The sequence below is a fragment of the Loktanella sp. DSM 29012 genome, assembly GCF_900110705.1.
GTDB lineage: Bacteria > Pseudomonadota > Alphaproteobacteria > Rhodobacterales > Rhodobacteraceae > Loktanella > Loktanella gaetbuli.
This window is the reverse complement of record NZ_FOEJ01000013.1, coordinates 1-17178: the sequence shown is the minus strand read 5'-3', so window position 1 is coordinate 17178 and position 17178 is coordinate 1. Positions and strand designations below refer to the sequence as shown.

Below are 17178 nucleotides of genomic sequence, written 5' to 3'. Positions count from 1 at the left end.
TGGACATCACGACAGCCTCTCTTCCCAGCCGCCTGCTACCAGGGGCCGTCGATCCGGGTGTCGAGATCTTCGCCATCGGTGATGTGCATGGCCAGGCGGCAGTGCTGGCGGCGATCCTGTCGGAAATTGCTGACATGCCACGTCAGGCTGACACTCAGCGCATGATCGTGTTTCTTGGTGATCTGATTGATCGTGGCCCGGACAGTATCGGCGCAGCTCATCTGGCGATGCAGGCGACGACTCTCACCCAAGCTGACGAAGTCGTTCTGTTGCCCGGCAATCACGAGCTGCTGCTGCTGGAGGTGCTGGACGGCCATGATCCCGACCTTTGGCTAATCAACGGTGGCAAGACGGTCATGGCAGAGATCGACCCCGCCTGGACCGACCGGCCTTGGGCAGAGACACTGGACGAGCTGCGCGCAGCATTCCCGGCGGAGTGGTTTCTGTCGATTGATATTGCGCCATCGCATCTGCGTGTTGACAGCTTGATCTTTGTCCATGCCGGCCTGGATCCCGAGCAAGACCGGAAAACCTTTCTCAGCCGCGGGCGCGAAATGGATGACACGCACTGGGCCACCATCCGGCACGAATTCACCACATGGGAGAGCGGCTGGGATGTTGATGCCGAGGGACAGCCGACCAAGGGACCCACGGTCGTCGTGCATGGACACACGCCAGCCATCCGCACGTCCCTGTCGGAAACCAAGGCTGAGCTGACCCAGATGGACGGGATCGACGGCTACCGGGCGATCTGCCTTGATGCCGGGGCCGCCTACCGTCCCCAGATCGGCTGGGCCCGGTTCTGGTCTGATCAGACCGGCGGCAGGGTGCAGATCAGCGCGACGTTCGCCGGATAGACCATGTTCCGAAAGGATATTGATGACCTTCGATGTGGCAATCGTTAATCTGTGGTCTTATGAGGGGTCATCTGTGAAATCTCGGGGCTATTTCGGCCCAATGCGGACCTTTGGACTGGGTGACCACGCTGCGGCGCGGCTTCACCGAAGCGGTCGTTCGTGCGGCGCGCAGCATTTTCCAAGGGCCATTTTCCGCTACGCGGGACCAAGCTGCCATCTGGCTTGCAAGTTCGACGTCCGCTTTGCTGCTCATATTCGCCAGCAGCTTCTGAAGACACCGAAAGGTTCGGACGAGACGGCCAGGGCCAAATAAGTTGGCCCCGGCCGTTGTAAATTGATCGCTACTCACCCGGCCTTCAGAACCCTGTAAGCACAGTCTTTCCAATGGCTTTGCCACTTTCCTGATGAGCGTGGGCGTCGCGGAGATACTGGGCAGTGATGTTTCCGCCATCGCGATTGGCCGTGCTTTGAATTCTGCCCGCGTCGACCAGGTCGGCGACGCGGTTCAGCAGGCGGTGCTGCTCGATCATGTCGTCGGCTTGCTGTTGCGAGCGGGTGAACATGAACTCGAAGTGCAGGGTCAACGCCTTTGGCTTCAGCGCCAGCGCGTCAAGGGTTTCGGGATCGTCGATCAAGGCGATGGTGCCGCGCGGGGCGATCAGGTCGATGATCGCGTCCCAGTTCTGCCCGGTGCCGGTCAGGGATGCGACATAGCGCGGCGTGATGCTAAGCTCTTCCAATTGCGCGGCCACGTCTTCGTGATGGTTGATGACATGATCCGCACCCATTTTGCGCACCCAGTCCCGGGTGCCGTCGCGGGAGGCGGTGGCGATGACGGTCAGGTCGGTGAGCGCCTTTGCGATCTGGATTAGGATCGATCCGACCCCGCCTGCACCGCCCAGGATCAGGATCGCCTCACCCGACCCGCCGCCTTGCGCCACCTTCATGCCGTCGAACAAAAGTTCCCACGCGGTGATGGACGTGAGCGGCAGGGCAGCGGCCTCCGCGTCGGAAAGCGACGCCGGTTTGCGACCGACGATGCGTTCGTCCACGATGTGCAGCTCCGCGTTCGTGCCGGGCCGGTCGATGGCCCCAGCATAGAACACCGCGTCGCCGGGGGCGAAGAGGGTCACGTCGGAGCCGACCGCCTTCACCGTGCCGCTGGCATCCCAGCCCAGCACCTTCCAGCCGTCGTCGGGGGCCGTCTTTTGGCGGATCTTGTTATCAACCGGGTTGACCGAAATCGCCGCGACCTCGATCAGCAGATCATGCGGGCCAAGGTCGGAGGTGGTAGGGTCGGGCAGGTCGATGTCCTGCAACGACTTAGGATCGTCGATGGGCAGGCTTCGCTGGTAGCCAATGGCTTTCATGAAGTCGTCCTTTCAGATGTGTTTCTCGATAATGTCGTCGAGCGCCTGAATCAGCGCTTTCGTTACGGCCTGATCCATCGCTTGCGGTTGCGGATTGTTGAAGTCACGTCCGTCTTTGTCGAAGGAGCGACCCGGTGCGTCAGCAAACGCATCAGGGAGGGGTTACTTGGCAGCGAGGAGGTCGAAATTGTGGATGTTTGCCACCACACCGTCGTCCCATCCGCCCGAGACCAGTTCGGAAGCCTTTTCATTCAGGAGTCCCGCGACCTGCCCGGCAAAGTGCGCTTCGCGGCCAGCGTTGTCGGCAAAGATGTCGAAGATGGCGAAGTTGTTCTCGTCAATCTGAAGCCCTGCCCAGAAAAGGGTCTTGGGTTCGGTATCTGCGACGATGGGGCCGGCGGCGGTCAACAAGGCCGCCAGTTCTGGGCCTTTGCCTGGCGCTGCCTCCAGCTTGATGTATGTCGCGGTCGTTGCCGTGGAGAGATCGACCGGCGCCTTCGCTGAAAGAACATCGGAGTTGTTGATGTTCGCGACGACGCCTTCGTCCCATCCTCCCTCGACCAGCGTGCCTGCGTTCTGGTTCAAGGCCGCAGCAACCGCGCCTGAGAAGTGAGCGTCGCGCGCTTCTTCATCTGCGAAGATGTCGAAGATGGCGAGCGCATCGTCGGCTTGCAGGGCAAACCAGAGAACGGTGCCCGGCTCTGTTTCTGCCACGATCGGTGCGGCACCAGCCAGAAACGTTGCGAAGGCTTCGGTCTGGCCTTCGGCGGCGGGCATGGCGATGTAGCTGGCAGTGTGATTTTCCATTGGGGTGTCCTGTGCAGTTGCAGAAGTCGTGGTCAGAGCCAGTGCGGCGAATGTCAGAAGGAATTGCGTTTTCATGGTCGTCTCCCGATGAGTAGTGTATCAAGTTCGGTCTCGATGCACCCTTGTCCCATGTCGGACGCCTCGGACTCCAATTCCAAAATCCTATCTTTCAATAGACACGAGCTATCGAAGTTGCTTTGATGGCCTCCAGCGGAGTGTGGCGGAGGATGCGGCGATGGAAATGAACCAGATCAGGTATTTTCTCGCTGTCTGTGCGCACCGAAACTTTACCCACGCTGCCAGTGCTTCCAACGTCTCCCAACCGTCCTTGACGACAGCGATCAAGAAACTCGAAGACGAGCTTGGAGGAGACCTGTTTGTCAGGGACCGTGCGGGATGCAGGCTTACGGCTCTTGGAAAGCTCATGCAACCAAGATTGCAGAGGGTTCATGACGAGACGCGACAGGCGAAGGCAGAGGCGGTCCGTCACATGCGCCTCGATCGCGTTCCAATCTCTGTCGGTATCGGCGAAACGATCGGACACAACAGGATTTCGGCAGCTGTGGAGCGTATGCGCACGCGCTTGCCGCAAGCTGAAATCGAACTGATCATCGAGTCATCTTCCGCGCTTCTTACCGGGTTGCGCGATGGCGCATTTGACGTTGTCGTCACGGCAGAGAAGGTCAGTGAAGACCTCTATCGTATAGACCATCTCTATGAAGAGGACTACAAGGTTGTCGTGTCAAGCTCGCATCCGTTGTCTGAACAAGATGCGATTTCTCTTTCGACCCTTGCTGAAACCGACATGCTTGATCGACCAAATTGCGAAATGCGGAATGCGCTCCACGGGATTTGCGCGGATCACGGTCACGAGCTCTACGCGGCCTATCGGTCAAATCGCGTGGACTGGTTGATTGAACTTGCCCGGCAAGGGGCAGGTGCGGTCATCCTGCCAGCCACCGCCATTCCTTCGGACATGGCACTTGTGTCGAAACCTATCGATGGCCTTGAAATATCAAGAACGGTTTCGGCCCTTCGATATCGGCACCAAACATCAAGACCAGAAACAAACGACCTGATCCGGGAGATGACGCGCACGCTGGCGAAATGAGGTCACGATCGACATTCGTCCGACTGCCAGACCAAGACCGGTGAAACGTGAGCGCGGCATGTGGAAAAAGCGTGGAGTTGCAGACCCTTAAAGCGACGTCCACGATGCCCGGTACTGTCAGATGGTGGCTTTGACGATAATCAAGTGAGATTGACTCGATGGTGAATATTGGCAACAATCTCTAATGTCATCTGCGCTGAGGATAGCCATCGGAAGGTTCGGGAGGGTCGCTCTCCTTGATATGGATCGTCCCCTTGTGAAGCATGCCCATGCGCAATGCCACGTATTGCTGAAGGTCGAGGGTGTCGATACGGAGTTCGATGTTGGCGGGCGGCGGGTGGATCTGACCGATGAAAGCGCCGTGCTTATCAACGCCTGGGAACACCACAGCTACGTGCATCGCGCGGGCCAGCCGCCGACGATCATACTTGCGCTTTACATCGAGCCAAATTGGCTGAGCGCCTTTCGCGACAACTGGCAGGCGAGTGCCGAACCAGGCTTTTTCCCCCAACCAGGTGGTGCCATCACCCCGCAGATCCGCCGCCAGGCCCGCGAGACCGCCGAGGCGATGGTGCAGGACCCAAGCGATGCCGCGGCACATGAACGCCTGATCGGTGGGTTGATGGTCTCGATCATCGAGCGCCTTGCGCTGTGGCGAAAGGTGCTGCCGTCGTTGCGGGAGCGGGCGGCGGCGATGCGCGCGCCCGACCGGCGGATTGCGCAGGCCCTGGCCCTGATGCGCACGGAGCCGGCCCGCATCACGTCGATGGATTGGCTGGCGCGCGAAAGCGGATTGTCCCGCGCACATTTCTTTCGGCTGTTCGAGGCGGAAACCGGCATTTCCCCGCGTGTCTATCTGAACACACAGCGGGTCGAGCGTGCGGTGCAGGCTGTTGCAGGCCAATCGTGCAGCTTTACCGACATCTCTGACGATCTAGGCTTTTCAGTGCCAGCGCACTTTTCGCGCTTCTTCCATGACCATGCGGGCTCCTCGCCCAGTGTCTTTCGCCAGGTGTCGGGGCTGCGCGACAAAAGCTGAACCAGCTTTTTTGAGACTCCTCGGTAAGATCCGAGACCTGGCGGGATCGCCGGGCCTGCGGTTGCACGCCTAACGTCACTTCCCAAGGGCTTGCCAATGACAAGCCGGGAGGAGACATGAAAGATACCTTAGACAGTCCGCTGGTCGGCCGTTCGGTCGCGCGCGTCGAAGATCCGGCGCTTTTGTCGGGGCGCGGGCGTTATATCGACGATCTGCCGGTCGCAGCGGGAACATTGGCGCTGGCCTTCGTGCGGTCACCGCATGGACACGCCGACATTCGTTCGGTCGATATTGATGAAGCGCAGCGCGCGCAGGGCGTCGTCGCTGTCATCACCGGACAGGAGGTTGCGGCGCGCACCCGGTCGATGACCGTGGGTGTGAAGGCTGATGTCGACTGCTGGCCGATGGCGATCGACCGAGTGCGCTATGTCGGGGAACCGGTGGCCATGATCGTGGCAACCGACCGCTACCTTGCAGAGGATGCCGCCGATCTGGTCGTGGTTGATTACGCCCCGCTTGGCGTAGTCGTCGATCCGGTCGCGGCACTGTCAGAGGACGCGCCAGTGCTGCATCCCAGCCTCGGCGGCAACCTCATCAATGAACGGCGCTTCCGCTATGGCGATCCCGAGGCGGCGTTCGACGCAGTTCCGCACCGGATCGGCATTGATGTTACCTACCCACGCAGCGCCTGCACCCCGATCGAGACCTACGGCGTGATCGCCAGCTATGAGCCGGGCGAGGATGCCTATGACGTCACCGCAAACTTCCAGGGTCCTTTCTCGATCCATGCGGTCGTAGCACGTTCGCTGAACGTGCCAGGCAACCGGTTGCGGTTGCGCACACCGCCTGATTCCGGCGGCTCTTTCGGGATCAAGCAGGGCGTCTTCCCCTACATGATCCTTGCCGGTATCGCTGCACGCGTCGCGGGCGCGCCGGTCAAATGGATCGAGGACCGGCTTGAGCATCTGTCGGCCAGCGTCTCGGCCACCAACCGCCAGACCCGGATCGAGGCGGCGGTTGAGGCGGATGGCCGGATCACCGCGCTCGACTGGGACCAGATCGAGGATTGTGGGGCCCACCTGCGCGCGCCGGAGCCTGCGACGCTTTACCGGATGCATGGCAACATGACCGGTGCCTATGACATTCCGAACCTTGCGATCCGCAATCGCGTCGTGCTGACGAACAAGACGCCGACGGGGCTCAATCGCGGCTTCGGCGGACCGCAGATCTATTTCGCGCTGGAGCGGTTGATGGATGCCATCGCGCGGCAGCTCGGTCTGGACCGGCTGGAGGTCATCCGCCGCAACCTCATCCCCGCCGACGCATTTCCCTACCGGACCGCCAGTGGCGCGCTCTACGACTCGGGCGATTATGAAGCGGCGATGGACCGGGCAGTCACCGAAGGCGGCCTCGCGGAGCTTTACGCGCGCCGCGACAAGGCCCGCGCCGAAGGCCGGCGTTACGGCATCGGCTTTGCCTGCGTGGTCGAACCTTCGGTGTCGAACATGGGCTACATCACCACGGTCCTGACCCCCGAAGAGCGTGCCAAGGCAGGGCCCAAGAACGGCGCGCAGGCGACAGCGACCATCGCGATCGACCCGCTCGGATCGGTCACGGTCAAGGTCGCATCTGTCCCGCAGGGTCAGGGCCACCGCACCGTTCTGGCGCAGGTCGTGGCCGACAAGCTTGGTGTGCCGATGGCAGCGGTGCGGGTTCTGGCCGATGTGGATACGATGCGCGACGCATGGTCCATCGCCTCGGGCAACTACGCCTCGCGCTTTGCCCCAGCGGTTGCCGGTGCGACCGAAATCGCGGCAACGCGGCTGCGCGACAAGCTGGCCAAGGTCGCGGCCGCGCAGTTGAACATCGCGCCCGAGGACGTATCCTTCGCGGCCGGCCGCATTGCAGCAAAGGGCAATCCCGATAACAGCCTGTCCTTCGCGCGGGTGGCGGCAACGGCGCATTGGTCGCCGGGCACCCTGCCGGACAGCGTGGATCAGACGCTACGCGAGACGGTCTTCTGGAGTCCGCCCGGACTGAAAGCCCCGACCGCCGAGGACGGGATTAATTCCTCACTCTGTCACGGCTTTATCTTCGATTTCTGCGGGATCGAGATCGACCCGGAAACCGCAGAACCCAAGATTGATCGCTACGTCACCATGCACGATTGCGGACGCATCCTGCATCCCGCGATGGTCGACGGACAGGTGCGCGGCGGCTTTGCCCAGGCGGTCGGTGCGGCGTTCCTTGAGGAATATGCCTACGGTGAGGATGGATCGTTTCAGTCCGGCACGCTGGCCGATTACCTTTTGCCGACGGTGATGGAGGTGCCTGATCCAGTCATCCTGCATCATGTCACCCCGTCGCCCTTCACCCCGCTCGGGGCCAAGGGTGTGGGCGAAGGCAATTGCATGTCGACGCCCGTCTGCATCGCCAATGCCGTGGCCGACGCGCTGGCCCCCGAAGGCAAAGCGCCTGATATCGTCCTCCCGGTGACCGCAGCCAAGCTCGCGCCGCGCATCTTTGGTGATGAGCCCAATCCAAAGAACCCGGTACCCGAGACTGAAGTCGGGCCAACGACAGGCGGGCGCAAGCTTACGGGCGAAGGTCGTGCAGTGGTAAAAGCCAGTCGCGCGGATGTCTGGCAGATGCTGCTCGATCCCGCGACGCTTGATGCGATCATTCCCGGATCGCATGGCGTTCAGAAAATCAGCGAGACCCACTTCAAAGCGGATGTGACGCTGGGGGTTGGACCCGTCCGTAGCCGATACAAGGCCGACATCGAATTGTCGGACCTTGATCCACCCAACGCTGTGACCTTGTCGGGACAGGCCGCAGGCCCCCTCGGCACCGGCGGTGGACATGGCCGCATCACTTTGACCGACACCGAGGACGGCACCGAGATCGCCTACCGCTATGAGGCCGAAATCGGCGGAAAGGTCGCCTCGGTCGGCGGACGCCTGCTGGACGGCGCGGCCAAGGTCGTGATCGGTGAGTTCTTCCGCGCACTGGCTCGCCATTGCGGGGGCAGCGCGCGAAGCGGGCTTTTGGCGCGGCTTATTGGCCTTGTCGACCGCATCAGGAAAGGAGGCCGGTCATGAAGCCCGCCCCGTTTGATTACGTCGCCGCCACCGAGATGAGCGAAGCGCTGGACGCGTTGCATCAGGGTGGCACCGAGGCCCGGGTTATCGCTGGCGGCCAATCGCTGGTGCCCATGCTGAACATGCGCCTTGCCCGGCCTGCGATGCTCGTCGACATCACCCGCATCCCGGAGCTGTCGCGGATCGAGGCCAAGGGCGATCAAGTCACCATCGGCGCCGCCGTGCGGCAAAGCGCGCTAGAGCGCTGGCCCGATCTGGCGGATCGCCTGCCGCTGGTGCGCGCCGCGCTGCCTTGGGTCGGGCACGCGCAACTGCGCAATCGCGGCACGGTTTGCGGCTCTGTCGCCCATGCCGATCCCAGCGCCGAGCTGCCGCTTTGTCTCATCGCGCTCGGCGGCAACGTGACCCTGCGCAGCCGTCGCAAGACGCGCACTGTCGCAGCACGTGATTTCTTCCAGGGCATGATGTCGACCGACCTCGCACCCGGCGAGATGATCGTGTCCGTGGCCTTTCCTGCGCGAAAGGATGGAACAGGTTTCGCCTTTCGTGAGGTAGCGCGCCGACATGGCGATTTCGCCATCGTGGCCTGCGCCGCGACCGCCCGGCCGGACGGCACCGCAACGCTTGCGGTGGGGGGCGTTGCCGACACCCCTGCCACGCTCGATCTGCCTGCCGACATGGCGGATCTCGACGACCGTCTGAACGAATTCGCTTGGCACTTGCAGGCCCGCGACGACCTGCACGCCACCGCCCGATATCGCCGCGATCTGGTTCGGCGTCTCGGACACACAACCCTGAAGGAGGCTTTGTCATGCCGCGACTGACCAAAGACGACGTGCAACCTGTCGGCTTCAAACTGAATGGTCGTCCTGTCGTGGTCCGCGTGACGCCACGCACTTTGTTGACCGATGCGTTGCGCCACGAGATCGGTGCCACGGGCACGCATGTCGGCTGTGAACACGGCGTCTGCGGGGCCTGCACGGTGCAGGTGGACGGCGAACCCGCCCGCGCATGCCTCATGCTCGCACATCAGGCCGATGGCTGCGACATCCGCACCGTCGAGGGACTGGCGCAGGGCGATGCGCTGACCCCGCTTCAAGAAGCCTTCCGCGCGCACTTCGCACTGCAATGCGGCTTCTGCACCGCGGGCATCCTGATGACACTCGACGCGCTGTTTTCGCGCCAACCGGACGCGGATGAGGACGCGATCCGTGAGGCGCTTTCGGGCCATCTGTGCCGCTGCACGGGCTACGCCCCAATCGTTCAGGCGGCGCTGACCGCCCGAAACCGCATCAAGGGAGGACCAATCGATGCTTGACCTCGGAACCAGCTTTCTCGCGTCCGTGGAACGCGACCCCGGCGCGATGGCCATCGCCGAAGGAGATCTCACACTCAACTACTTCGACTGGTATCGCCGGATCAGTGCGCTGGTGGACGGGCTTGGCCAGATCGGGCTGCGCAAGGGCGACACGCTTGTCACCGCCATGCAGAACCGATGGGAAAATGCTTCGCTGCATTGGGCCTGCCAGCTTGCCGGAATCGTCGCAACGCCTGTGAACTGGCGCGTCACCGCCGATGAACTGGACCACGCGCTGCGCGACAGTGCAGCCCGCGTTCTGGTCCATGACGATGCCGCTGCGGCGGCCGTTGCGGGATCGGCCCTTGCGGCGGACATCGGCGTGGTACCACTGGAAGGTAAAAACGGCCTCACCGTGATGCTGGCGGGACGCGCCGCCGACGCCGGGCCACAGGCCGGGGCCGACGATCTGTCGGTGATGCTTTACACATCCGGCACGACCTCCAAGCCCAAGGGTGTGCCAAGACGGCACCGGGCCGAGCGCGCCGCTGCCATCGCCCATGTGGCTCAGAATCTGTATCATCATGGGGAACGGACGCTGGGCGTCATGCCGCTTTACCATACGATGGGCATCCGTTCCCTTCTGTCCGCCAGCGTGATCGGCGGCGCCTTCATTTGCCTGCCGCGCTTCGACGTGCCCGGCGCGCTTGACGCCATCGAGACGCATCGCGTCACCAACCTCTATCTGGTGCCGACGCTGTATCATGACATTGTCCACCATACCGAATTCACTTCGGATCGTGTGGCAAGCGTGCGCAAGCTGGGCTTTGCCGGCGCGTCGATGACCGATGGCCTGTTGCAGAAGCTGGAGGAAGCGTTTCAGCCTGATCATTTCGTGAACCATTACGGCTCGTCCGAAATCTACACCTTTTCAATTTGTCAGAACGCGGCGGCCAAGCCCGGATCGGCAGGGCGCGCAGCGATCAACCAGCGCCTGCGCGTTGTGCCGTTGGGCGCCGAAGATGCAAGCAAGGTCTGCGCGCCGGGCGAGGAAGGCGAAATCGTTGCATCCATGCAGGGCGACGAGGCTTTCGAAGGCTACTGGAACCGCCCCGAGGCGGACCGCAAGGCAATCCGCGACGGCTGGTATTTCACCGGCGATTGCGGGGTTTTCGACGACGACGGCGATCTGTTCGTCACGGGTCGCACTGACGACATGATCATCACCGGCGGCGAAAACGTCTCTCCCGTGGAAGTGGAAAGCTGCCTTTCGCTGCACCCCGCCGTGGCCGAGGTCGCGGTGGTTGGCCTGCCGGATCCGCGTTGGGGCAAGGTCGTGACGGCCTTCGTCAAACGCGCAGGCGATGTGACGGAAGACGATCTCGACGCCCATTGCCGCAACTCCGAGCTATCCAATTTCCGCCGTCCGCGCCGCTACGTCTTCGTGCGCGACATCCCGAAATCGCCGGTCGGAAAGCTTCTCCGCCGCCTGCTTGTCGCGGGCGAATACGAGGCCGAGACGACCGAGACGACCACCGCGTAAATCCAGAAAACACACCGAAATGAAAGATTCACCGATGACAGAACCCATGACATTCAGCGACCCGCGCCTTGCCGATCTTGACGGCTTCCACGTGGAAATCGACGCGGGCAACGAACGTGCCGACATTATCCTTGCGCGGCCGCCCTACAACGTCATCTCGATGGGTGCCCGCGATCAGCTGCGCCTTGTATTCGAGGCTCTCGATACCGATGACCGCGTGCGTATCATCGTGGTCTCGGGCGAGGGAGAGCACTTTTCGTCCGGCGGGAACATCAAGGGCTTTCTCGAGGCAAGTCCGGAGCATGTCTCGCACCTCGCCTGGAATATCGCCGCGCCGGCACGCTGCACGAAACCGGTGATCGCGGCCAATCGCGGCTATACCTTTGGTGTCGGCTTCGAATTGTCGCTCGCTTGCGATTTCCGGATCGTGTCCGAAACCTGCCGTTACGCGCTGCCAGAACAGAAATTGGGCCAGATCCCCGGTTCCGGCGGCTCTGCGCGGCTGCAAAAGATCGTCGGCGTGACCCGGACCAAGGATATCGTCATGCGATCGCGGCGCATCCCGGGTCAGCAAGCGCTCGACTGGGGAATTGCCACCGAATGCGTGCCCGACGGCGAACTCGAACAGGCGGTGGCCGACCTGGTCGCCGAACTTAGGGAATTCTCGCCGATGGCGCAGCGGACGGCAAAGAAGTTGCTGAACGACACCGACGACGCGCTTCTTAGCACCGCGATCGAGATGGAGGGGCTGAACTACAGCCGCCTGCGCCAGTCCGATGATTTCCGCGAAGGCGTCGAGGCGTTCCACGACAAACGCAAGCCCGCATTCACCGGCCGCTGAGCCGCGCGGAAAGCATAATCAAGGGAGGAGACCCAAATGCAACAGACAGAACAATCGAAGTGGATCGAAAAGGGACCGGGCTTCGGCGCGGGTCTGTCCGGCCTGCGCGCGGCGCTGGGCATCAAGACCGCAAGCGCGGGACTGGTCGCGGCGATCTTCGGATGCTCCGGCCCCGCGTTGATCGTGATCGGCGCGGCCAACACCGGGGGGCTCACGGAAGGACAGACCGTCGCCTGGCTTCTTGCGATCTATGGCCTTGGCGGGCTGATCAGCCTGATCATGGCCCTCTACTACAAGCTGCCGGTCACCGGCGCCTATTCGATCCCGGGTGCCGCACTTGTCGCGGGCGCTCTCGGCACCTTTCCGTTCGAACAGGCCGTCGGCGCGTTCCTGATGGCAGGCGCGATGGTGTTCGTCCTCGGTATCACGGGGCTGATCGGCAAGGTCATGCGCTGGCTGCCCATGCCCATTGTCATGGCGATGATCGCCGGCGCGCTGATCCGCTTCGGCATCGGGGCAGTCACCTCAATCGAGAAGCTGCCCATCGTGGTCGGGGCCGCAACGATCGCCTTCTTTTTGTCGATGCGCTTCCTGCGCGCAGTCCCGCCGGTGCTGACGGCACTGGTCGTCGGCCTTCTGGCCGTGTCCTTGACAGGCGGCTTTCAAGGCGGCGAGGCGGCGATCAGCTTTGTCGTACCGGAGTTTACGGCGCCTGTATTTACCCTCGACGCATTCCTAGCGATTGCCGTGCCGCTGGCCGTGCTGGTCATCGGAGCCGAGAACGCACAAGCCATTGGGGTTCTTTATGCCGAGGGCTACCGCCCGCCGATCAACGCAATGACCGTGATCTCGGGCATCGGCGGGATGATCGCGGGGCTGATGGGTGGCCACAACGCCAATATCGCGGGGCCGATGACAGCCATCTGTTCGTCGGATCAAGCTGGCGAGGACCAGTCGGGGCGTTATGCCGCCACTGTGGTGAACGGCGTGCTATTTGCGATCTTCGGTATCTTCGCCGGTGTTGCGGTGCCCTTGATCATGGCGCTGCCCGGGCCGCTGATCGGCGCGGTGGCCGGTCTGGCGATGATCACGGTCCTTTTGAGCGCATTCCAGGCAGCATTTGACCGCAACGCGGGCTACCAGATCGGTGCATTCGTCGCGCTGATCGTGGCAATGTCGAACGTGACGTTCCTGAGCATCAGTGCGCCCTTCTGGGCGCTGGTCGCAGGGGCCGCCGTGTCAATGTTGAATGAACGGGTGGTCGCACCCAAGCCAGCGGCTACCCCGGCGTCCTGAAGAGCGGGTCAAGTGGTGCCAGCGATCAAATGGAGGGCGTCAGTCATTGCACTGCGCCCTTCACAAGTGTCTTGTTGGTTGCCACCGACATCCTGTCGAACCGGCAGCAAGTCACTGAACATTGGCTGCACCACAGTCGTCAGGGTGCCGGTGCAATGACTGGGAATGACCAGGCAGGCCCGGTAGCGACGATATCGCCGCAGCTACACACCCCGGTGCCAAATTGAAGACTGTACGGATCGCTTGCGCACGTAAAATTACCAGCCTGTCAAGGGCTCATCTCAATGAAGCGGTCTCCGGGTCGTACGCGACGCCCTTGATTGACCTGTCCCGCCGAACCGTGTTGCGTGATATTGGCGCACTGGGGACGACGACTGTGTTGATTCATTCCGACGACGGTCGCGCGGGTGGCCGTCAGCTTGACCCACAATCGTTGAAGATCCCGGCCAGGTTGTCCGTGCCAGATATAATTTGGGTTGCTGATCAGCGTCGCGGCGATGCGAGCCGCCGGGAACTTTTCCTTCTCGTAACATGCCGACGCGGGGCTGGCCAAGATCGAGAAGACTCTGCCTTCAGACAACGTAAAGGACCTGCGTGGGTTTTTGGAGTGCCAGCACATCGGTCAACTATCGCCCTTGCAGGAGTTGTCGGGGACGGAAAATATGGACCCTGACCTGCTTGGGGCCTTCGAGGCAGCGTTTCTGGGCCGGCACTTCATCCGGTTCGACTACAGCGATGCACAAGAGTGCAAGACCGAGCGGCAGGCAGCACCGCAAGCCATGCTGATCTTGCCCCCGCTATGGTATCTCGTTGGATGAGACCCTAAGCGCGTCGACTTCCGCCATTTTCGTATGGAGAGGATCAGCAACCCGGAAGCGGTTCCGACGACAAGCTTTCGCCGTCGGCATATGCCGGTCGAAGATGATGACTGTCTTTACAGCGAATTGCCCCCGGAGCGTCGAAGAAGTGACTTGTGATAAATGCAGCATCCGTCAGTCGGGGGGCAGCCGAATTGCGGCGGTGCAGCGAAAAAGCCCCAAACAAAGTCCGATGAATATCAGCTAATTCTGGCTAGCCAAAAATTGGGCGCACCTGCAGCGAATGACGGCTTTCCGCCCTTCGTGACGTTCCCTATGAAGAAGCTGCTACGTTCAGCAGTAAGCAGGGCAACGCCCCTAACGGGTTCTATATTTTAGCGGCAGCGACCATAACTTTTACTACCCCAATTTTTAAAGAATTGACGAGCTTGAGACAGTCTGATGGGCACCACACTTATGTGCAACGGACAAAAAATTACCCGGAATGGACATTTAATGGTGTGTTTTACACCCTAAATGGACCGGATTCCAATGTCAGATGAAAGAAAAATCCTTTGACAGGTTAGCAGGAACATCCCAGTAACGAAAAACGCCACCCCTCAAGGTGGCGTTTCATCTTCCAAAAATTCTTCAGCGTTTTCAACGGCTGGCAAAATTAGACCAGCAAAGTGGCAGCCGATTTGTGCGAAATGGCAGAGAAAAGCCGCCATTTACATGGACCTATAAGCGCAGATGTCAGACACACCTAGAGGAGCCGCAAGGTGTGCAAGTTATGCACCCATAGACGTTTCTTAATACTATCGGACTGATATCAACAGTTGTGTTTTTTTAAGATTGGGCACATCCCATCGCATCTCGGCACTCCAACGGTCCGTTCAGTCGGCACAAGACTATAGTTGCTCAGATGCCATCACCAGCGGCCTCACCGCAGCCCGCCGTGGTGACCGTTCTGTCGGAGTTTTGGGGAAAGTCCGCTAAAGCATTGTTTTCAATTACAAACGCGTCCACATGTTTGTCACGGGCTTGGCCTTTTGCTGGCTGATTTCCGGAAGCTATTCGGCTATGTTGATGTCAAGCGGGCACCGTCGTGTCCTGACAAATTCACATTGATCGATCGCATCGGGCCTGGCTCTGAGGCGGCTGGAGGAACACGTCATGTCGCGTGCACGGAAAGATATTGCCGGACGGAAGGGGTCCGCAGATGCGGCAGCTCCTGCCACCCGTGCGATAGATTCCGCACCTACCCCCCTTGTCAGCGACGCGATCCGTTCTCAATCTATGAGCCAGTTTCACGATCTGCTCAAATCCATGGCACGCGAGCTTGCGCGCCGGGACCATGCCGCAGACCTGCGCGATCAGCGCGAATAAGGGGAGGCGCGTCGTAATGCCAAAGCTTCGGGGCGCGATTTACGCACGATTTTCGACGGACATGCAGCGCGACGCGTCGATCGACGACCAGATCCGACTGTGCAAGGAGTATGCGCAGCGGCAAGGCATCGAGATCGTGGCCACTTACAAGGATCGCGCCACTTCGGGCGCAAGCCTGCTGCGCAGTGGTGTCCAAAGCTTGATTGAGGCTGCCACAACGCAAAAGTTTGACGTTGTCATCACAGAAGCGCTGGATCGCCTTTCCCGCAACCAGGCCGATATCGCCAGTCTCTACCAGCGGATGATGTTTCACGGGGTGATGATCGAGACCGTTTCGGAAGGCAGTATCTCCGAGATGCACATCGGCCTCAAAGGCACGATGAATGCATTGTTCCTCAAGGACCTTGCGGCGAAGACCCACCGTGGGCTCAAGGGCGTCGCGATTGCGGGCAAGAATGCCGGCGGCAAAGCTTACGGCTACAAGGTTGTGACGAAGCTGGACTGCAACGGCGGCCTTGTGCGCGGCGATCGCACAATCGACCCTGCGGAGGCGCGGGTCGTTAATCGCATTTTCCAAGACTACGCGGACGGCAAATCTCCTAAACGCATCGCGGAAGATCTGAATGCCGAGGGCATTCCTGGCCCCACGGGTCGGGCCTGGGGTGCGTCGACGCTCCACGGCAACCGCGAGCGCGGCACCGGCATCCTGAACAACGAACTTTATGTCGGTCAGCAGATCTGGAACCGCCTCACCTACGCAAAGCATCCTGATACAGGCAGACGTATTTCCCGCCTTAACCCCAAGGAAGAGTGGGTCATCACTGATGTCCCTGCTCTGCGGATCGTGGACCAAGATCTTTGGGAGGCCGTGCGCGCAAGACAAGGCGCTTTGAAGACGAAGGATACAAGCGCCAACGTCTGGGATCGTCGACGGCCGCGGACGTTGTTTTCCGGACTTATGGCGTGTGGCAAATGCGGTGGCGGATTTTCCAAGGTCTCGAAAGATCGGTTTGGATGTTCGCGCGCACGCAACAAGGGCAAATCTGTCTGCGACAATATGCTTACGGTCCCGCAGGATGACCTTGAACGCCTGGTCCTTGATGCGATGCAGCATTCTTTAATGGACAAGGAGGCCCTCGAGGTCTTCTGCGCGGAATATGCAAAGGAGCGCAATCGACTACGCGCCGAACAGGCCGCAGGCCGCGCAGGATTTGAGCGCGAGTTGGCCACTATCAAGAAAGATCACGCAAAGCTCGTCGACGCGATTATCGCTGGCGTGTCACCGGACCAATTGAAGGACCGGATGAACGGTCTTGATGCCCGCAAGAATGAGCTGGAAGCGCAGCTGCGCAGTCTACCCGAAGAAGACCCCATTCGGATCCACCCCAAGATGGCGGTCACCTATCGGGACCGGGTCGCCGCATTGGTCAACGGCCTGACCGAACCCGACGGCATGGAACAGTCGAAGGAAGCATTGCGCGGCCTGATCGACCGGATCGTTTTGGTGCCGGATTCGCAAACCGGTCGTCTGCGGATCGAACTCGAAGGAGCTTTGGCAAGTCTGTTGCACTTTGCACTGGGACGTGATCTGCAGCCCAAACGCAAAAGCCCCGCCGGAGCGGGTTTCGAAGTCGTTGACCTGCTCCCCAGAGAGTCCTCATTTATGAGTTAGCTCTGTTCAGGTTTTGGTCTTCGTTTGACCGGTTAGCATATTCGCGCGGTGTCAGGCC

The 17178-nt window shown here is 61.1% G+C and carries 14 protein-coding genes; 12 read left to right on the top strand and 2 right to left on the bottom strand.

The window, feature by feature from the left end:
- A partial coding sequence (locus tag BMX27_RS16420; protein WP_090161576.1) for a metallophosphoesterase family protein occupies positions 1-857 on the top strand: 857 nt, incomplete at its 5' end.
- Positions 858-879: 22 nt separating this feature from the next.
- Positions 880-1170, top strand: a complete 291-nt coding sequence (locus BMX27_RS16415; RefSeq protein ID WP_090161574.1) for a hypothetical protein — start codon at positions 880-882, stop codon at positions 1168-1170.
- Positions 1171-1213: 43 nt separating this feature from the next.
- On the opposite strand, the gene BMX27_RS16410 is transcribed toward BMX27_RS16415, so the two are convergent.
- Positions 1214-2227 (bottom strand): zinc-binding alcohol dehydrogenase family protein, encoded by a 1014-nt coding sequence (locus BMX27_RS16410; protein ID WP_090161571.1) that lies wholly within the window; start codon positions 2225-2227, stop codon positions 1214-1216.
- Between the two features lie 162 nt (positions 2228-2389).
- Positions 2390-3109 carry a hypothetical protein gene (locus BMX27_RS16405; RefSeq protein WP_090161568.1) on the bottom strand — a complete coding sequence of 240 codons (720 nt, stop codon included), beginning with the start codon at positions 3107-3109 and terminating at the stop codon, positions 2390-2392.
- A 160-nt stretch (positions 3110-3269) separates the two neighbouring features.
- Between BMX27_RS16405 and BMX27_RS16400 the strand changes: the two genes are divergently transcribed.
- From BMX27_RS16400 to BMX27_RS16350, 10 genes are all read left to right on the top strand, one after another.
- A complete protein-coding gene (locus tag BMX27_RS16400) occupies positions 3270-4145 on the top strand; it encodes a LysR family transcriptional regulator (protein WP_090161566.1) in 876 nt (291 codons plus the stop codon).
- A 184-nt stretch (positions 4146-4329) separates the two neighbouring features.
- Complete coding sequence (locus BMX27_RS16395) at positions 4330-5184, top strand: AraC family transcriptional regulator (protein ID WP_090161563.1); 855 nt, start codon at positions 4330-4332, stop codon at positions 5182-5184.
- Between the two features lie 116 nt (positions 5185-5300).
- Positions 5301-8285, top strand: a complete 2985-nt coding sequence (locus BMX27_RS16390; protein WP_090161560.1) for a xanthine dehydrogenase family protein molybdopterin-binding subunit — start codon at positions 5301-5303, stop codon at positions 8283-8285.
- On the top strand, positions 8282-9109 hold the full coding sequence (locus BMX27_RS16385; RefSeq protein WP_090161557.1) for an FAD binding domain-containing protein: 828 nt from the start codon (positions 8282-8284) through the stop codon (positions 9107-9109). The genes BMX27_RS16390 and BMX27_RS16385 overlap by 4 nt, the downstream gene beginning before the upstream one ends.
- On the top strand, positions 9097-9603 hold the full coding sequence (locus tag BMX27_RS16380; RefSeq protein ID WP_090161553.1) for a (2Fe-2S)-binding protein: 507 nt from the start codon (positions 9097-9099) through the stop codon (positions 9601-9603). Before BMX27_RS16385 ends, BMX27_RS16380 begins: the two co-directional genes overlap by 13 nt.
- Positions 9596-11125, top strand: coding sequence for an AMP-binding protein (locus tag BMX27_RS16375; RefSeq protein ID WP_090161551.1), 1530 nt, complete (start codon positions 9596-9598; stop codon positions 11123-11125). Before BMX27_RS16380 ends, BMX27_RS16375 begins: the two co-directional genes overlap by 8 nt.
- 34 nt (positions 11126-11159) lie before the next feature.
- Positions 11160-11966 carry an enoyl-CoA hydratase/isomerase family protein gene (locus tag BMX27_RS16370; protein WP_177172770.1) on the top strand — a complete coding sequence of 269 codons (807 nt, stop codon included), beginning with the start codon at positions 11160-11162 and terminating at the stop codon, positions 11964-11966.
- 36 nt (positions 11967-12002) lie between these two features.
- Positions 12003-13262 (top strand): benzoate/H(+) symporter BenE family transporter, encoded by a 1260-nt coding sequence (locus BMX27_RS16365; RefSeq protein WP_090161548.1) that lies wholly within the window; start codon positions 12003-12005, stop codon positions 13260-13262.
- A 662-nt stretch (positions 13263-13924) separates the two neighbouring features.
- Complete coding sequence (locus BMX27_RS17085; RefSeq protein WP_256212605.1) at positions 13925-14080, top strand: WYL domain-containing protein; 156 nt, start codon at positions 13925-13927, stop codon at positions 14078-14080.
- Between the two features lie 1336 nt (positions 14081-15416).
- A complete protein-coding gene (locus BMX27_RS16350; RefSeq protein WP_371260156.1) occupies positions 15417-17120 on the top strand; it encodes a recombinase family protein in 1704 nt (567 codons plus the stop codon).
- Positions 17121-17178 lie beyond the last annotated feature (58 nt).

Bases quoted from the DNA above. Each gene is read 5' to 3' on its own strand.
- BMX27_RS16415 (WP_090161574.1), top strand. From the start codon at position 880: ATGACCTTCGATGTGGCAATCGTTAATCTGTGGTCTTATGAGGGGTCA.
- BMX27_RS16365 (WP_090161548.1), top strand. From the start codon at position 12,003: ATGCAACAGACAGAACAATCGAAGTGGATCGAAAAGGGACCGGGCTTC.
- BMX27_RS17085 (WP_256212605.1), top strand. From the start codon at position 13,925: ATGGACCCTGACCTGCTTGGGGCCTTCGAGGCAGCGTTTCTGGGCCGG.
- BMX27_RS16385 (WP_090161557.1), top strand. From the start codon at position 8,282: ATGAAGCCCGCCCCGTTTGATTACGTCGCCGCCACCGAGATGAGCGAA.
- BMX27_RS16375 (WP_090161551.1), top strand. From the start codon at position 9,596: ATGCTTGACCTCGGAACCAGCTTTCTCGCGTCCGTGGAACGCGACCCC.
- BMX27_RS16405 (WP_090161568.1), bottom strand. From the start codon at position 3,109: ATGAAAACGCAATTCCTTCTGACATTCGCCGCACTGGCTCTGACCACG.
- BMX27_RS16400 (WP_090161566.1), top strand. From the start codon at position 3,270: ATGGAAATGAACCAGATCAGGTATTTTCTCGCTGTCTGTGCGCACCGA.
- BMX27_RS16390 (WP_090161560.1), top strand. From the start codon at position 5,301: ATGAAAGATACCTTAGACAGTCCGCTGGTCGGCCGTTCGGTCGCGCGC.
- BMX27_RS16410 (WP_090161571.1), bottom strand. From the start codon at position 2,227: ATGAAAGCCATTGGCTACCAGCGAAGCCTGCCCATCGACGATCCTAAG.
- BMX27_RS16380 (WP_090161553.1), top strand. From the start codon at position 9,097: ATGCCGCGACTGACCAAAGACGACGTGCAACCTGTCGGCTTCAAACTG.
- BMX27_RS16395 (WP_090161563.1), top strand. From the start codon at position 4,330: ATGTCATCTGCGCTGAGGATAGCCATCGGAAGGTTCGGGAGGGTCGCT.
- BMX27_RS16370 (WP_177172770.1), top strand. From the start codon at position 11,160: ATGACAGAACCCATGACATTCAGCGACCCGCGCCTTGCCGATCTTGAC.
- BMX27_RS16350 (WP_371260156.1), top strand. From the start codon at position 15,417: ATGCCGCAGACCTGCGCGATCAGCGCGAATAAGGGGAGGCGCGTCGTA.